The organism is Roseibium album (assembly GCF_965233825.1).
Lineage (GTDB): Bacteria > Pseudomonadota > Alphaproteobacteria > Rhizobiales > Stappiaceae > Roseibium > Roseibium album.
Window position 1 is genome coordinate 691,875 of sequence record NZ_OZ247583.1, and the last position, 15,126, is coordinate 707,000.

Below are 15,126 nucleotides of genomic sequence, written 5' to 3' on the forward strand. Positions count from 1 at the left end.
CGATTTTCCGAACCCGAACTGCCTGCCCCTTCCCTTTTCGCCAGAACCTGCTAAAACGCGCGCCGCTCATGTGAGGTGAGCCACCGGTCGCAGCCTACCCGGTGCTAGCGAAAACAAGGGACCACATCGTTGAAAGCACTTGTCATCTGTTCCGGCGGAATGGATTCCGTCACACTTGCGCACAAAATGGCGCAGGACCACGAACTCACGGGTCTGATCTCATTTGATTATGGCCAGCGACACAGGAAGGAACTGGATTACGCCAGAGCCTGTGCCGATGAACTCGATACCGAGCATATCCTGATGGACATTGCCAATATCGGCCGCCAGCTGACCGGTTCGGCGCTCACCGATGATCTGGATGTTCCGGACGGCCACTATGCCGAAGACACCATGAAAATTACCGTTGTGCCGAACCGCAACGCGATCATGCTCACCATTGCCTACGGCATCGCTGCCTCGCGCGGCGCTGATGCCGTCGCGACCGCGGTCCATGGCGGTGACCACTTCATCTATCCCGATTGCCGTCCGGCCTTCACGTCAAGCTTCGAGACCATGCAGCGCCACGCGCTCGACGGCTATGCGGAGATCAGCCTGTTTACCCCTTATGTCCATGTCAGCAAGGCGGACATTGCGTCAGAAGGGCTGCGCCTCGGCGTCGACTACCGCAAGACCTGGTCCTGTTACAAGGGCGGCGAAAAGCACTGCGGTCGTTGCGGTACATGTGTCGAGCGGCGAGAGGCATTCCATCTGATAGGCGGCATCGACCCGACCGAATACACGGACGCGGACTTCTGGAAGGCGGCCTGCAATGTATAAAATTACCAAGGAGTTTCATTTCTCCGCGTCCCATCAGCTGCTCGGGCTTGGAGAGGATCACCCCTGCAGCCGGTTTCACGGTCACAATTATGTGGTCGAGGTGGAACTGGCCTCCGATGAGCTGAACACCATCGGTTTCGTCCGGGACTACAATGAGCTGAAGGCTCTGAAAGCCTACATTGACGACACACTCGACCATCGGCATCTCAACGACGTACTCGGCGATGATTGCGTGACGGCCGAACGCCTGGCGAAACATCTGTTTGACTGGTGCAAAGTGGAATGGCCGGAAACCATGGCCGTGCGGGTCAGGGAAACACCGAAGACCTGTGCCGAATACCGGCCGCTGGTCTATGTCCCCGTGGAGGCGCGCCGATGAACACGCAAACCATTCGCGTCAACGAGATCTTCGGCCCGACCATCCAGGGCGAAGGTGCCCTGATCGGTCAGCCCACCGTCTTCGTCCGTACCGGCGGCTGCGATTACCGCTGCCTCTGGTGCGACACGCTCCATGCGGTCGACAGCGCCTATCGGGACGACTGGCATCCGATGACACCTGCCGCCATCATGATGCAGGTGGAGATCCTGTCCGGGCATTGCCCTTTGACGGTGTCGCTATCCGGCGGCAATCCGGCCATCCAGCCGCTTGGCGGCCTGATCGACCTCGGACGCAAGGAAGGTTACCGGTTCGCGCTGGAGACCCAGGGAAGCATCGCGCGGGACTGGTTCAGGGATCTTGACGTCCTGACTCTCAGCCCGAAACCGCCCTCAAGCGGCATCGTGACCGACTGGCAGAAACTGGCCGAGTGCGTGGAAGCCGCAGGCCCGTCGACACAACTGGCCCTCAAGGTAGTGATTTTCGACGAGAACGACTACGCTTATGCCAGGGAAATCGCCTCGCGCTATCCGCAACAATCGCTTTACCTGCAACCGGGCAATCACACACCCCCGGTACCGGATCAGGAAGACGGGGTCATCGATATGGCCGGCATCATGGACCGCATGCGCTGGCTTATCGACCGGGTCACCACCGACCGTCTTTATTCGGCGACCGTCCTCCCTCAGCTGCATACACTCATCTGGGGCAATCTGAGAGGGGTTTGAGTCAGGCCGTCATTCTCAAACCTAACCCGGCGGAGCCATGCCAGCTGCATCTCGCGCGCCTGGATAATGTCGTTATCTGGAGTAAACCATGTCCGACAAAAGCATTTACGAAAACCTGACCCAGCTGGGAGCCTCGACGGATCTTCCAGGTGACCCGGACGAGGCTGTTCTGGAAAAGGTGCCAAACCCGCAGGCCGGCACCGGATACATGGTGCGTTTCGTCGCCCCCGAATTTACCTCGCTGTGCCCGATCACCGGCGCACCCGACTTCGCTCATCTGGTGATCGACTATGTACCGGAGGAATTTCTGGTCGAGAGCAAATCGTTGAAACTGTTTCTGGGTTCGTTTCGCAATCACGGTGCGTTCCACGAAGATTGCACGGTTTCCATAGGCAAGCGGCTGGTCGACCTGCTCGATCCGCAGTGGCTGCGAATCGGTGGCTATTGGTATCCACGCGGCGGCATCCCCATCGATGTCTTTTATCAGACCGGTCCGGCACCGGATGGTGTCTGGATCCCGGATCAGGGCGTCCAGTCTTATCGCGGGCGAGGCTGAAGTTCCCAGGCATGGACCAGGCTGGACCCGACATTCTCTCCCTAGATTGTGATATCCAGGTCGATAATGGCGCGTTTACCGATCTTGTACGGTCCCCATTCAAGCGGGTTTTCGATGGCGTTGCCATCCTTGTCGAACCCCTGAAGTTTTACCGAGCAGGTCTCACCAGCAGTGACGGTGAAGCCTCCGCTTTGTGGGAATCTCGCCGAATCCCGGAAGAAAAGTGTCTTGAACCCTCTCAGTTCCCCGTCTCCGGAAATTGTTCCGATTACGGACATCGCATCTTTGGGACCGTAAAGAACACTCACTGGCCCGACTGCGTTTTTCCTCGTGAGCTTGACTGATATCCAGGCCTTGGTTTCGTCTCGGGGTCCCGTTACTTCTTCCGGAATATCCAGTGATCTCAAGCCGAGTGTTCTAAGAAGCTTGTTCACACCTTTGCTGCCTCCCGCAACAATCATCGCTGTCAGAATGTATCCGATAACCTGACCATCCAGCATTTTGGATGGTTGTGTGTAGATATTGAACAGGTCGGTTACGACATCGAGCTTGAAAACGCTCCAGACCAGCAACAGGGAAAAGGCGAACCCGACCAGCGGGTTCAAGGCGGACGTATTGAAATGCCGCATGTAGGGGCGCCACCGGAACAATAGCGCCAGGCCGCTTTCGACCAGAACGGCCAGGATGAACAGGATAAACACCGCCTTGAAGGATTCGGTGTAGACTTCCTGGCTCCCCCAGGGTCCATAGTCCTCCTGGACCGAAACCGTTGCCGTTTGCGTGTCTCCGCCCAGGGTGTAGGTAACCGTGTCCGTGAATGCCCCGCCATTGTCGGGGGCGAAATAGATCAGGACGTTGTCTTTGCTTTCACCCACTTCCGCGGCGACTTTGACACTTCCGTACTTTGCGCCTTCGTTTTCGATGGTCTTTTTCGACCGGAGGATTTCGACCACGCCGTCAGGTTTTACCTGAAATGTGGATTGGGCGAGCGCGGTGGAGGTGCCGCCTGCTGCAATCACGGCAAGAAACACGAGTGGCAGTCCGAACCATTTTCTCAAAGTTCTGCAAGTTAATGATCTTTGTCTCAAAACCGCCCCCCAAACTCGTCAGATATCCTATTCCCTCATGATTGAGGAAACAGCCTCGACCACCTCTGGTAATCCACACTAACATTCTCCACACGGTTATAGAATTCATGCAGCAGATCTATTTCCTGCAACGCTGGTCTCTCCGGGACTGAAGTTCGGGGTCGGCAACACCTTGTCCCGATGCGCGCCAGGCATTTTGTGTGCAGGTTCAGAGGCGAGTGAAAATGCAACTTCCAAAAAGAATAAATTTCTCTTCCATCGGCCTACCATGACGCGATATCTATGGCTCGACATCAGCAGGGAATCGGTCTTGCAACAAAAAACGTCGCAATAGACCGGTCAGATATTCCTTCATGACGTACAAACTCCGTATGGCTGAAACTCACGGGTTCCGGCATGTGGGATTTCGTCTCCAGTGGAACGGAAAGGGAAATCATGTCCAAGAAGGGCATCATGATCTGCGGCCACGGCAGCCGCGCGAAATCTGCCGAAGAAGAATTCGCTCTTCTGGCAAAAGGCGTGCGACGGCTGTATCCGGACATTCCGGTCGAATACGGCTTCCTGGAATACTCGGCACCCAACATTCACATGGGGCTGGACGCCTTGCGCGATGCCGGCGTTTCAGAGATCATCGCCGTACCGGGAATGCTGTTTGCCGCCACCCACGCAAAGAACGATATCCCGTCCGTGCTGACAACCTATCAGGACAAGAACGAAGGCCTCACGGTTCGCTATGGCCGTGAACTTGGTCTTCATCCGCAGATGATTGCGGCATTCCAGGCCCGCATCCTGGAAGCACTCGGTGTTGATCATGTTCACGACGGCGACCTCTATGACACGATGCTGGTTGTTGTCGGTCGCGGGACATCCGACACGCTGGCCAATGCCGAAGCCGCACGCCTGACCCGTATCGTGTCGGAGAACCTGGGCTTCGGCTGGTCGGAAACCGTGTATTCCGGCGTCACCTTCCCCTCCGTCGGTCGCGGTCTGGAGATGGCGCTGAAGCTCGGCTACAAGAAGATCGTCGTCGCTCCCTATTTCCTGTTTTCGGGCAAGCTGATCGACCGGATCTACAACTATGTCGATCGGGTTGCAGCGTCCGTGCCTGACGTGACCTTCTACAAGGCGCATTACCTTTCCGATCAGGACCACGTCATCAACACGTTTGCTGAACGGATCGAGGAAGCCGCTACCGGTACGATTGTCGAGACGCAGGACCTGATGGCATCCTTCAAGGACCGGCTGGCAAAAGGCGAGGTCGAGGTTCACCACCACCATGCGGAATTCCGGGATCCGCTGGATGATGAAACAAAGGACGGGGATGGGCACGATCATGATCACCACCACGATCATGGTGCCGGTCATTCACACGATGACCATGACCATGGCCACGGCCATCACCACCATCATGGGCATAGCCATGGGGTCTACAAGCATATCGGCCACCCCAACGGTCCGCGCACGATGATCGATCAGGGTGTGTGCTGCTGCTTCATGAGCCAGTTTCCCCAGGAAGTCATCGACGAGGAACGTGCTCTGCGCATCGAACCCACCGGGGCCTCCGCCAGCGCCTGACCCTGGATTGAACCTGAAATTCCATTAGCCGCTGTATCTGGGTCCCGGCTCTGCCCCCAGTGCATCAGCAACAGAAAACAAGGTCGCTGGAACGAATCCCCGATCAGAGCGGGGATCCTGCATTTGCAACACCATGATACGGTGGAACGCCGAATGTTACTCCGCCGGTGCTCCGGGTGCCGGTGAACCTGCTGCTCCGGAGAACGCCTTGTCCTTGATCTCGACGAACTTGTCCGACATCTGGGAAAGTTTTGCATCCCATTCCGGGTTCGGCGTCTGACCGGCCGTCACCTTAAAGAAGACCTGCATCATCAGCGTGATTGCGAGCGGTTCCAGAACGGCTGCCTTGACTGCCCATGCGAAGATGATGGCAAACACGAGGCCGCCAGCGCTCCAGGATCCCGGCATCAGGTAAACAAGTCCGGCAGCGGGCGCCAGCATGAAGAGAAACACCAGAATGGCAATGATATAGGTGAAAAGCGCGATGAACGCGGCGTTCTTCAGCATCAGCTGGTAGTTTTGTCCGTAAAGGACGAGTGCCTCGCGCGCAGATGCCCAGGCGTTGTCTGATCGGGTCCGGATTGCGTGGGCCAGAATGACCTCATCGACAAAGCCGACGGCAACTTTCATGAATGCCCGGAACAGGGAAACAAGACCGTTCAGTCCGGGTATCGGCAGGACGGAGGCAATGCTTTCGACAAATCCGCTGATCGCCCGGATCACACCTTTCACAAGCTGGTCGAGACCGAAGAGGGCGCTCGACTGAACGAAACGTTCCTTGACCACCTTCGCTCCATACGCCACCTGACCTTGCCCGTCCGGCAGGTCCTTGTCGTCCATGAGTTCGACCAGGACCGCAATGTGCCCGGCCTTGACCGTATAAAGAAGATATTCGCGCAGCAGATAGATCGCTGTCGCCGTCAGCCCGAAACCGATCAAGCCACCCCAGAAGGCAAACCCGGCCTGACTGTCCGGCCCACCGAACCAGCCTAGCCCATAACCGATACCGGCACCGAAACCCGTCACGACCACGTATGCAACGGCAATTCCGCCATAAACGACAATTCTGAAAACAAGATAGGGAAAAGTTCGCACCATCAGACCGACGGCACGGGGAAAATCAAAATCCCACATAAAAAACTCCTGTCATTCGCAGGTTATCCAGACAATGACCCTAGGTTAGACAATGTCCGGCCTCTGCGACAAGAGAGGACGTCACAGTTCGTCCCAATCCATTGTGCGGACCCTCACCTGAATGCTCAGGAGCTTTCGCGGCTGTCCTGGGAAGTGTGGTCATGGGGATGGAAAATTCCGTGATACCAGAAGCTGTTCCACAGGTGTCTGTGCTGAGAAGTATCGGCCTCTTTTTCGGCTGGTGATCCGGAAGCTGCGTCCGGCTTGTCTGCCTCTGCCGCATCGACCCGGTCAAGATGCTCCCCAAACAGCAGAACGTTGCCGTCGGGATCAACCGTTTCAAATTCCCGCATGTTCCACGGCTGGTTCGCGATGTCTTCGGTAATATTGGCGCCTGCCGCCTTTACCAGCGCATAAAATCCGTCGACGCCATCGACAAAACAGTAGGCCGTCGTGCCGCCTGGTTTGTCGCTTCGTGTCAGGTGCACGCCAGACTTGCCACGTTCCAGCACGGCATATCGCACCGGCTGGCCTTCCTGGTCAGCCCATTCGAAAACGACATCGAACAGCAAATTGTCGCGGTAATAGGCAAGAGAAGCCGTAAGATCGCTGACCCGAAGCACAGGGGCGATGTGGGAAATCTCTGGTGATCCGGTTTCAGTCATGGTTCCAAACCCGCAAGTTGCGAAGCCTTGGGAAATCCCGGCGCTAGAAGCACTCGAGCATGGCTCCGGTGTTCTCGTATCTGCCTGTTGCCAGATCTTGCGGTGAAATGCGGAAATAGACAATACCCGCGTCGCCCCAGACCCAGTTCATTGCATTGTCACCGGCAAGGTGCAAAAGCAACAGGCTGTCTGTTGGTCCAGCACTCGGATTGGACTGCAATGCATCGAACTCGCCACCGACACGATGGGGGCGGCTGTCGAAGAGCTTACGCCAGTAGGGCTCAAACGCCTTCAACACGCTCGTTGGAATACTGTTACGAAATTCCGGATCAACGTAGTAGTCGGCAACGAATTCCCAGAGTTGAACGTAATTCTTGTTGTAAAAGTCCCAAAGTGAGATCTCCCTTTCGAACGCGAAAAACTCACCGTTGCTGTTTCGCTGAAACCTGAAATAGCTCGTTCGGGTTTGCTTCAGGTATTTTTGAATTTCCGGCCATTCGTCTTTGGCGAGCACCCGATTGCGATCAGATGAACTGACCTGATCGATAATGTTCTCAAGATCCCGGACCGCCTCCATTCGCCAGGCGTGATTGGCGCGAGCCACGGCGTCCCGATAGTCTTTTAACGAGTCAGCCGAAGGATAACGGTCCAATACAGCGGCCAGCCGGCTCTGGCATCCCAGTTCCATTTCCAGCTTCCGGATATGCTCCCTTTTTGTCTCTGTTTTCTCGTCGCCTGGATCACCGTCATCCTGCGGGGAATTCCGAAGCTCTTCGAGCGTGTGTTTTAACGCCGGAATATCCTTTTTGAGCGACGCAAACGCGTCAGGGTTCATCAGGCCTTCAATGACCTCGTCGTTCCACTCCGGCTTCAACGGGTGTTTTCCAAGCCGGGTCCTGATGGAGGTCAGGATCGCAAGCGCCATCTGCTCGGTGAAGGGGTCGGGTACGGGTGGACGCTCCGCATCCGACACCTCCTGACCGGCATAAAGCGTTGCGGCGAAATGATCGGGCGTCACGCGTTGAACTCCGTTTTCGTCCTCCAGGAGACGGTTCGGAACAGTTACGAAATCGACGGGCCAGCGGCGCCAGCTTCTCGGAATCTCGTCGATTCCTTCCAGATACCCGTAATTCGGACCGGAAAAGGTCCCGTCATGCACCGGGCCAAGGTCTTGGGGCAGTTCCCGCTCCACTCCCAGCGACTGTGTATGGATGACCCTGTAACCTTCGCCGTCGCCCTCCGGCCCACTGCTGTTCGGATCGACGAAAAACAATAGCCAGCCATCACGTGGACCAAGGCCGCCCCAAAGATCTTCAGGGAAATCCGAACAGCGCAGTTGCGCCAGAAAATGCAGCGGAATTTCGCCTCGCTGCGGATGATCGCGCGACAGGGATCTCGGCCAGGGCACATTGTCCGGCATCATCGGCAACCCGCCAAACCAGGACCGCGGCGCCTCATCTGCACGGATCGGCACCTGACGGCGCAATACGACCGAGACTGTTTCGAGAATTTCGGTCGGCAACGCAGCATCATGGCCGACATCGTGTGCAGACTGCCCAACCCGGTCGTAAACACCCTCGCGATTGGCTCCTTCCTCAACCACAGTGTTTCTTCGTTCCGCAGGTTGATGAACCACCCGTTTCATACGGCCTCCTGCCCGGTAACCGGAGGCATCCAGCACATTCTGGATACGATCAGCCCCGATGGCGACCGCCTCAAACTGCTTCTTGTGATTGTTCTTTTGAAGAAGATTATAGAGAGTTGAAAAAATAAGCCATAAAATAGTAACAAAAATAATCGATATTAGTACCAATCCTGAAATAAATATAATTCCGGCTTCATCTTGAAGATATTCAGGCATTCCAAAGTCCAATGCGAAGCGAGATCCTGATCGATCTATGCTTACATTCATTAAACCTTGGTAAATTGCATCAGAAGCATTTTAAGAGCCCGGCTTTCCATGCCGGAAAAACCAAAAACGGGCCCCGCAGGGCCCGCTCAAGTCACTCTTTCCGGCTGGTTCTGGTCAGCTCGCTACCAGGTTCCGCAGCACATATTGCAGGATACCCCCGGCCTTGATGTATTCCAGTTCGTCCTCGGTATCGACGCGGCACAGGCATTCGATCGTCTTGGTCGTGCCGTCCTCATAGGTAACCTCGACATCCATCATCTGGCGCGGTTTGATGTCGGCGATGCCCTTGATGGTGACGCGCTCGGTGCCCTTGATGCCGTGAGATTGCCAGCTCTCGCCTTCCTTGAAGGTGAGGGGGATGACACCCATGCCAACTAGGTTGGACCGATGGATACGCTCGAAGGACTGGGTGATCACTGCCCGGACGCCGAGAAGTTTTGTGCCCTTCGCTGCCCAGTCACGAGAGGAACCTGTTCCATATTCCTTGCCGGCGAAGATCACCAGCGGGGTGCCGGCGTCCTTGTAATCCATGCAGGCGTCGTAGATCCATTCCTTCTTGCCGTCCTTCATGGTGACGCCGCCTTCGACACCCGGAACCATCTGGTTCTTGATGCGAATGTTTGCGAAAGTGCCGCGCATCATGACCTGGTGGTTGCCGCGGCGCGAGCCATAGGAATTGAAGTCCTTGCGCGCGACCTGGTGCTCGGAAAGATACTGGCCCGCCGGGCTGTCTGCCTTGATGGCACCGGCCGGAGAGATATGGTCGGTGGTGATGGAATCCAGGAACAGTCCCATGACCGCCGCATTCTCAATGTCTTCGAGAGGTTTCGGCTCCATGGTCATGCCTTCGAAATAAGGCGGGTTCTGAACGTAGGTCGAAGAGACCGGCCAGGTATAGGTCAGTCCACCCTCTACCTTGATGTTCTGCCAGTGTTCATCGCCTTTGAACACATCGCCGTAGCGCTCGCGGAACATTTCCTCGGTGATGGAGACGCGGATGAGATCGGTGATCTCTTCCGTGCTCGGCCAGATGTCTTTCAGGTAAACGGGATTGCCGTCCTGGTCCTCACCGAGTGGATCCTCGGTGATGTTGACATTCAGGCTGCCGGCAATGGCATAGGCGACGACCAGCGGCGGTGAGGCCAGGTAGTTGGCGCGCACGTCCGGGTTCACCCGGCCCTCGAAATTGCGGTTGCCGGACAGCACCGAGCAGGCAATCAGGTCGTTGTCGTTGACGGCGGCGGAAATCGCCGGATCCAACGGGCCGGAGTTGCCGATACAGGTGGTGCAGCCGTAGCCGGCAAGGTCGAAACCGAGCGCATCAAGGTCTTTCTGCAGGCCTGCCTTTTCCAGGTAATCGGTCACGACCTGGGACCCCGGCGCCAGGGAGGTTTTCACCCAGGGTTTGACGTCGAGGCCTTTTTTCAACGCGTTTCGGGCGACCAGACCGGCCCCGATCAGGACCGAGGGGTTGGATGTGTTGGTGCAGGAGGTGATGGCGGCGATCACGACGTCGCCATTGCCGATGTCGTAGTCCTTGCCCTCGACAGCGACGCGTTTCGAAAGCTCGTCTGCCTTCTTGAACTCGTCCGCCATGGTCTTGGCAAAGCCGGATGCGGCATCGGAGAGGTTGATCCGGTCCTGCGGGCGCTTGGGTCCTGAAACAGCTGGAACCACTGTGTTGATGTCGAGTTCCAGCGTATCGGTAAATTCCGGCGCTTCACTACCCGCGCGGAACATGCCCTGCGCCCTGGAGTATTCTTCAACAAGCGCCACGCGGTCCTTGTCGCGGCCGGTGGCTGCCAGGTATTTCAGCGTTTCCTTGTCCACCGGGAAGAAACCGCAGGTCGCACCATATTCGGGAGCCATGTTGGCGATGGTAGCCGCATCTTCGAGGCTGAGATTGTCGAGACCCGGACCGTAGAATTCGACGAATTTGCCGACGACACCCTTCTGGCGCAGCATTTCGACAACCCGCAGCACAAGGTCGGTCGCGGTGATGCCTTCATTCAGTTCGCCGGTCAGCTTGAAGCCGATGACTTCCGGAATCAACATGGAGATCGGTTGGCCGAGCATGGCGGCTTCCGCCTCGATACCGCCCACACCCCAGCCCAGAACCGCCAGGCCATTCACCATGGTCGTGTGGCTGTCAGTCCCGACCAGCGTGTCGGGGTAGGCGACAGTTTCACCGTTTTCATCCCGGGTCCAGACAGTCTGGGCCAGGTATTCCAGGTTGACCTGGTGACAGATACCGGTTCCCGGGGGCACCGCACGGAAGTTGTCGAATGCAGACTGGCCCCAGCGCAGGAATTCATACCGTTCCTGGTTGCGCTCGTATTCCAGATCGACGTTCTTCTTGAACGCGTCCTTGGTACCGAAATAATCGACCATGACCGAGTGGTCGATGACGAGGTCGACGGGAACCTGAGGGTTCACCTTTTCCGGATCCCCGCCGAGTTTGACGGCTGCGTCGCGCATCGCGGCAAGATCGACGACGGCGGGCACGCCGGTAAAGTCCTGCATCAGGACGCGGGCCGGGCGGTAGGAAATCTCCTGAGTGGATTTCCTTTCCTTCAACCAGTCGGCGCAGGCGATAATATCTTCCTTTGTCACCGTGCGCCCGTCTTCGAAGCGCAGCAGGTTCTCAAGGACCACTTTCAGCGAAAAGGGCAGTCTGGAAACACCTTCCAGACCGTTCTTTTCCGCTTCGGGAATGGAAAAATAGGTGTAGGTCTTGTCGCCGACCTGAAGCGTCTTTCTGGATTTGAAACTGTCGAGGGACTGGGTCACGGCACGTGCTCTCCTTCACTGTCCGTACAGCCGGACCGCGTCTTTCCAGCTGCCTGTCATGATCTCAGGCGATTCCGGGGAAGGAACCGTATGTGCCCGTTCCGGGCATTATTGCAGCGCTTCTTTTGTTGATCAAACGGCCTTTGCCGACAATTTCGCGCGCCTCGCTGCCCCTATACAAAACTTTGGCACCGTTCACCAGCGATTGAGTGCCTGTCGTGTCCTGGAGGACGCAGCAAGTGATCAGCCGTGAAGGCCGGAGCCTTGGTCAAAGAAGTCAGCTTCTTTTTATATACAAACGTATACAAAATTTTCCATACCCGAAATGGCGATGACTTGGCGCCGATCGTCGCACTTCGGGATGATGCGGGCCGAAGACAGGACTGCAACGATGATGCAACCACAGATCGGGGTATCATTGCGACACCTGATTATTGCACCGTTAACCCGTTCCGGCTATCAAATCGGCCATGCGCTGTATTTTCCTGTTTGTATTCGTTTTCAGCCTTGTGGCGTCCGTATTTCAAACCAGCGCCCAGGAACCGGTCCAGGAACCATTGGAGATCGGTGAATCGGGCACGGAATACCTCCGTTCGATCCGGCTGCAGGGGATCGATTCAGATGTTTCCTATTTTGATCCAACCGCCCCGCCACCGAAGCTGGACACGCAGCAACAGCCATCCGCACAGGAACAGGAAGCCAAGGGCCGGACGTCATCCGGCACCGGCACTCGCTGGACGTTCGGCGTGATAGCGGCTCTCGTGCTGGCCGGGATCGTCTACCTTTTCCTGCGGTTTGGCGGAAACATCGCGGTTTCTCTGAAACGGGACACCGACAACCCGGAGAGCAAACGTTCGGGCGGAGTACAAAATGCCCCTCTGTGGGCCGAGAAGCTTGGATCGTTCAATGACATCCTGCGGATGGCAGACCGGCGGCGCGCACTCGTGTTGCTGACCCAGAAGGTGTTGGCTACGCTTGCCAAGACCAATGGTGTGCTCATGCAGCGCAGCTGGACCGCACGAGACACTCTCGGACATATCCCGCTCGGACAACCGCAGCAGTCGGTTTTGCGGAACCTCGTATTGAACAGCGAACGTGTACAATTCGGCGGACGGGATGTCTCGGAAGATGAATTCCGCGAGCACGTCTCTTCCTGTCGCCAGTTGCTCGGGACAGGTTCGGTATGAGCGACACGACCACCACGCCCCGTTCCGGCGGGCCACGCATCGAGATCCTGTTGATCGCAGCTGTTTGCATAATCGTGCTCGCAGGGATCTGGTATGTCCTGACACAGCGTCAGCAGACACTGCGCAGCTCTCCGGCAGGCCTGGACGGATTGCAGGTCTGGCTCGCGTCAAACGACGTGACTGCCTATAATTTCTCCGGCGGCTGGCCGATTGACCAGACAACGGTCGATCTGCTGGTGCTGCCGGTCTACGACACGTCTCTGGACGAGACGCGCACCTCGCCGGCAACGAAAGAAGAACTGCTGCTGCAGCCGGACGAATACGACCTTGGGACCGAGGCAATCCTGACCAAGGCCCAGAAGGTCCCGACACTCCTCGTTCTGCCGAAATGGCGAAGCGGCATGCGACTGACGGGCCTGGCACACCCGTTTATTCTGATCGGCAAGGACGGGATTGCAAAAACTCTCGGTGACGTCACCGGTGGCAGCACGCCTGAAATTGTCTTTGGCAAAACACCGTTTACGGAATTCCGCTACAGGTCGACCGAAGGCGAAGAATTGCGCGCCAGCCTTTACGCTGCGCAGATGTTCCGAAATGAAAGCTGCACACCAATAATCGGTACTTCGGACGCCATGATCCTGGGTGAGTGTCCTCTGCCTTCCGGTCTGGAACCGGACGACGACGGAAGCCGCACCAGCATGCTGGTGCTGTCCGATCCGGACCTTCTGAACAATCACGGACTTCGTCTCGGCGACAACGCCCGGATCGCGCGCGATTTCCTGTCCTCACGGACCGATGAGGGTAACATCGTGATCGATTACAGCCGAACCTCCTGGCTGCGAGATCCATTCGAGGAACCGGAGCGCGAACGGACCTGGGCCGATCTGCAACGCTTTTTCGGCCCCCCCTTTCTCATCCTCTGGCTCGGTGGTGGATTGCTGCTGGCACTCTTCCTCTGGCGCGCGGCCCTGCGTTACGGACCTGTGCTGCGCGACCGCGCTGAACCTGGCGCATCCAAGGCACTTGCGATCGAGGCAAGAGCCAGGTTGATGCGTCTGTCCGGACAGGACGGTGCCCTGGTTCGCGAATATGCGGCAGCCCGGATTTCTGCCGTGGCATCGGCGCTTTTCGGTCCTGCGCACGCAGGTCATTATGCGCAGGAGGATGAATTCCTGAAGTTTGCGGATCGTCAGCATCCTGCAGAAGCGGCCCGGCTCCGCTCGGTCCTCGACGGCATTCAAAAGCTGCCGGTGCGCACTCACGCAGTTGAAGCCATCCACCTCATTGACGAATTTGAACAGGTTTTGGAGCAAATCACCCATGACGCTTGAGGTCCTACGCCAACGGACGGACGCCCTGAGGACCGAGATCGGAAGAACCGTTCTCGGCCAGGACGAAGTCATCGACCTGCTGCTGGTCGCCCTGTTTGCACGCGGGCACGTCCTGCTCGAAGGACCTCCGGGTACGGCGAAAACGTTGCTTGCCCGGAGTTTCTCCGCTGCTCTTGCTCTGGATTTCGGCAGGATCCAGTTCACGCCGGACCTGATGCCCGGCGATGTTCTGGGAACGTCCATCTTCAATTTCCAGACCAACGCTTTTGTCCTGACAAAAGGTCCGGTGTTTTCGCAGGTTCTCCTGGCGGATGAAATCAATCGCGCGCCACCCAAGACGCAGGCGGCACTGCTGCAGGCCATGAACGAGCGGATGGTCAGTATTGACGGAACAGATCACTCGCTCGGCAGCGAATTCATTGTTGTTGCGACCCAGAACCCGATCGAACAGCAAGGCACTTACCCGTTGCCGGAAGCCCAGCTCGACCGGTTCTTGTTCAAGCTCGTGATCGACTTTCCGCCCGAGGCAATCGAAATGGCGATCCTGCGCCAGCATGCGGCCCAGCCTCTGGAAGCCGGATTGGAAACGGCCAACCTGTCGAAAGTCCTCGATGCCGCGGCGCTTGCCGAAACTCGGTCCCTTGTCGATGGCATTATCCTCAAGGACGACATTCTGGCCTATATTCTCCGTCTTGTCCGGGCCACCCGCGAGAACTCGGAAATCGCCTACGGTGCATCGACACGTGCGGCCGACGCGCTGGTCAGCGCAACGCGAGCATCCGCGGCGTTGAACGGACGTGACTTTGCCATTCCCGACGACGTCAAGCGACTCTTCACCCCAGCCCTTCGCCACCGCATCGTGCTTGGTCCGGCAGCGGAAATCGAAGGACGAAGTTCCGACCAGGTTCTGGAAAACATTCTCAATCAGATCGAGGCACCCCGCTGATCCGGCCGTCCAAAAGACT

The 15,126-nt window shown here is 57.3% G+C and carries 13 protein-coding genes; 8 read left to right on the plus strand and 5 right to left on the minus strand.

Features of this window, described 5'->3' with window-relative positions; genetic code table 11:
- Positions 1-129: 129 nt before the first annotated feature.
- The 4 genes from queC (at position 130) to queF (ending at position 2,479) form a co-directional block, all read left to right on the plus strand.
- Entirely contained in the window at positions 130-819 is a 690-nt protein-coding gene (gene queC / locus ACO6TI_RS03185) for a 7-cyano-7-deazaguanine synthase QueC (protein ID WP_422384341.1), read from the plus strand.
- Positions 812-1,198 carry a 6-carboxytetrahydropterin synthase QueD gene (gene queD, locus ACO6TI_RS03190; RefSeq protein WP_422384342.1) on the plus strand — a complete coding sequence of 129 codons (387 nt, stop codon included), beginning with the start codon at positions 812-814 and terminating at the stop codon, positions 1,196-1,198. The genes queC and queD overlap by 8 nt, the downstream gene beginning before the upstream one ends.
- Positions 1,195-1,923: a 7-carboxy-7-deazaguanine synthase QueE gene (queE, locus tag ACO6TI_RS03195; protein ID WP_422384343.1), complete on the plus strand. Its 729-nt coding sequence runs from the start codon at positions 1,195-1,197 to the stop codon at positions 1,921-1,923. Before queD ends, queE begins: the two co-directional genes overlap by 4 nt.
- A gap of 88 nt (positions 1,924-2,011) precedes the next feature.
- On the plus strand, positions 2,012-2,479 hold the full coding sequence (gene queF / locus ACO6TI_RS03200) for a preQ(1) synthase (protein ID WP_055114770.1): 468 nt from the start codon (positions 2,012-2,014) through the stop codon (positions 2,477-2,479).
- Between the two features lie 41 nt (positions 2,480-2,520).
- Here the strand turns inward: queF and ACO6TI_RS03205 are convergent, their stop codons facing one another.
- The gene (locus tag ACO6TI_RS03205; protein ID WP_422384344.1) at positions 2,521-3,537 is read right to left on the minus strand and encodes a hypothetical protein; all 1,017 of its coding nucleotides are present in this window, start codon (positions 3,535-3,537) and stop codon (positions 2,521-2,523) included.
- 465 nt (positions 3,538-4,002) lie between these two features.
- On the opposite strand from ACO6TI_RS03205, the gene ACO6TI_RS03210 reads away from it, so the two are divergent.
- Positions 4,003-5,142 carry a sirohydrochlorin chelatase gene (locus tag ACO6TI_RS03210; protein ID WP_196900266.1) on the plus strand — a complete coding sequence of 380 codons (1,140 nt, stop codon included), beginning with the start codon at positions 4,003-4,005 and terminating at the stop codon, positions 5,140-5,142.
- Positions 5,143-5,298: 156 nt separating this feature from the next.
- Here the strand turns inward: ACO6TI_RS03210 and ACO6TI_RS03215 are convergent, their stop codons facing one another.
- The 4 genes from ACO6TI_RS03215 to acnA form a co-directional block, all read right to left on the minus strand.
- Positions 5,299-6,276, minus strand: a complete 978-nt coding sequence (locus tag ACO6TI_RS03215; protein WP_055114774.1) for a hypothetical protein — start codon at positions 6,274-6,276, stop codon at positions 5,299-5,301.
- A gap of 125 nt (positions 6,277-6,401) precedes the next feature.
- Complete coding sequence (locus ACO6TI_RS03220; RefSeq protein WP_422384345.1) at positions 6,402-6,941, minus strand: bleomycin resistance protein; 540 nt, start codon at positions 6,939-6,941, stop codon at positions 6,402-6,404.
- A 43-nt stretch (positions 6,942-6,984) separates the two neighbouring features.
- The gene (locus ACO6TI_RS03225) at positions 6,985-8,586 is read right to left on the minus strand and encodes a DUF1963 domain-containing protein (RefSeq protein ID WP_422384346.1); all 1,602 of its coding nucleotides are present in this window, start codon (positions 8,584-8,586) and stop codon (positions 6,985-6,987) included.
- 381 nt (positions 8,587-8,967) lie between these two features.
- Positions 8,968-11,643, minus strand: coding sequence for an aconitate hydratase AcnA (gene acnA, locus ACO6TI_RS03230; protein WP_422384347.1), 2,676 nt, complete (start codon positions 11,641-11,643; stop codon positions 8,968-8,970).
- Positions 11,644-12,113: 470 nt separating this feature from the next.
- On the opposite strand from acnA, the gene ACO6TI_RS03235 reads away from it, so the two are divergent.
- The 3 genes from ACO6TI_RS03235 to ACO6TI_RS03245 are packed head-to-tail and all read left to right on the plus strand — an operon-like array spanning position 12,114 to position 15,107.
- Positions 12,114-12,830 (plus strand): DUF4129 domain-containing protein, encoded by a 717-nt coding sequence (locus ACO6TI_RS03235; RefSeq protein ID WP_104702556.1) that lies wholly within the window; start codon positions 12,114-12,116, stop codon positions 12,828-12,830.
- The gene (locus ACO6TI_RS03240; protein ID WP_422384348.1) at positions 12,827-14,161 is read left to right on the plus strand and encodes a hypothetical protein; all 1,335 of its coding nucleotides are present in this window, start codon (positions 12,827-12,829) and stop codon (positions 14,159-14,161) included. Before ACO6TI_RS03235 ends, ACO6TI_RS03240 begins: the two co-directional genes overlap by 4 nt.
- Positions 14,151-15,107, plus strand: coding sequence for an AAA family ATPase (locus tag ACO6TI_RS03245; RefSeq protein WP_055114788.1), 957 nt, complete (start codon positions 14,151-14,153; stop codon positions 15,105-15,107). Before ACO6TI_RS03240 ends, ACO6TI_RS03245 begins: the two co-directional genes overlap by 11 nt.
- Positions 15,108-15,126: the final 19 nt, after the last annotated feature.

What these genes read in the sequence shown, in the direction of transcription:
- queD (WP_422384342.1), top strand. Translation starts at nt 812, where the DNA reads ATGTATAAAATTACCAAGGAGTTTCATTTCTCCGCGTCCCATCAGCTG.
- queE (WP_422384343.1), top strand. Translation starts at nt 1,195, where the DNA reads ATGAACACGCAAACCATTCGCGTCAACGAGATCTTCGGCCCGACCATC.
- queF (WP_055114770.1), top strand. Translation starts at nt 2,012, where the DNA reads ATGTCCGACAAAAGCATTTACGAAAACCTGACCCAGCTGGGAGCCTCG.
- ACO6TI_RS03210 (WP_196900266.1), top strand. Translation starts at nt 4,003, where the DNA reads ATGTCCAAGAAGGGCATCATGATCTGCGGCCACGGCAGCCGCGCGAAA.
- ACO6TI_RS03215 (WP_055114774.1), bottom strand. Translation starts at nt 6,276, where the DNA reads ATGTGGGATTTTGATTTTCCCCGTGCCGTCGGTCTGATGGTGCGAACT.
- ACO6TI_RS03220 (WP_422384345.1), bottom strand. Translation starts at nt 6,941, where the DNA reads ATGACTGAAACCGGATCACCAGAGATTTCCCACATCGCCCCTGTGCTT.
- ACO6TI_RS03225 (WP_422384346.1), bottom strand. Translation starts at nt 8,586, where the DNA reads ATGAAACGGGTGGTTCATCAACCTGCGGAACGAAGAAACACTGTGGTT.
- ACO6TI_RS03235 (WP_104702556.1), top strand. Translation starts at nt 12,114, where the DNA reads ATGCGCTGTATTTTCCTGTTTGTATTCGTTTTCAGCCTTGTGGCGTCC.
- ACO6TI_RS03240 (WP_422384348.1), top strand. Translation starts at nt 12,827, where the DNA reads ATGAGCGACACGACCACCACGCCCCGTTCCGGCGGGCCACGCATCGAG.
- ACO6TI_RS03245 (WP_055114788.1), top strand. Translation starts at nt 14,151, where the DNA reads ATGACGCTTGAGGTCCTACGCCAACGGACGGACGCCCTGAGGACCGAG.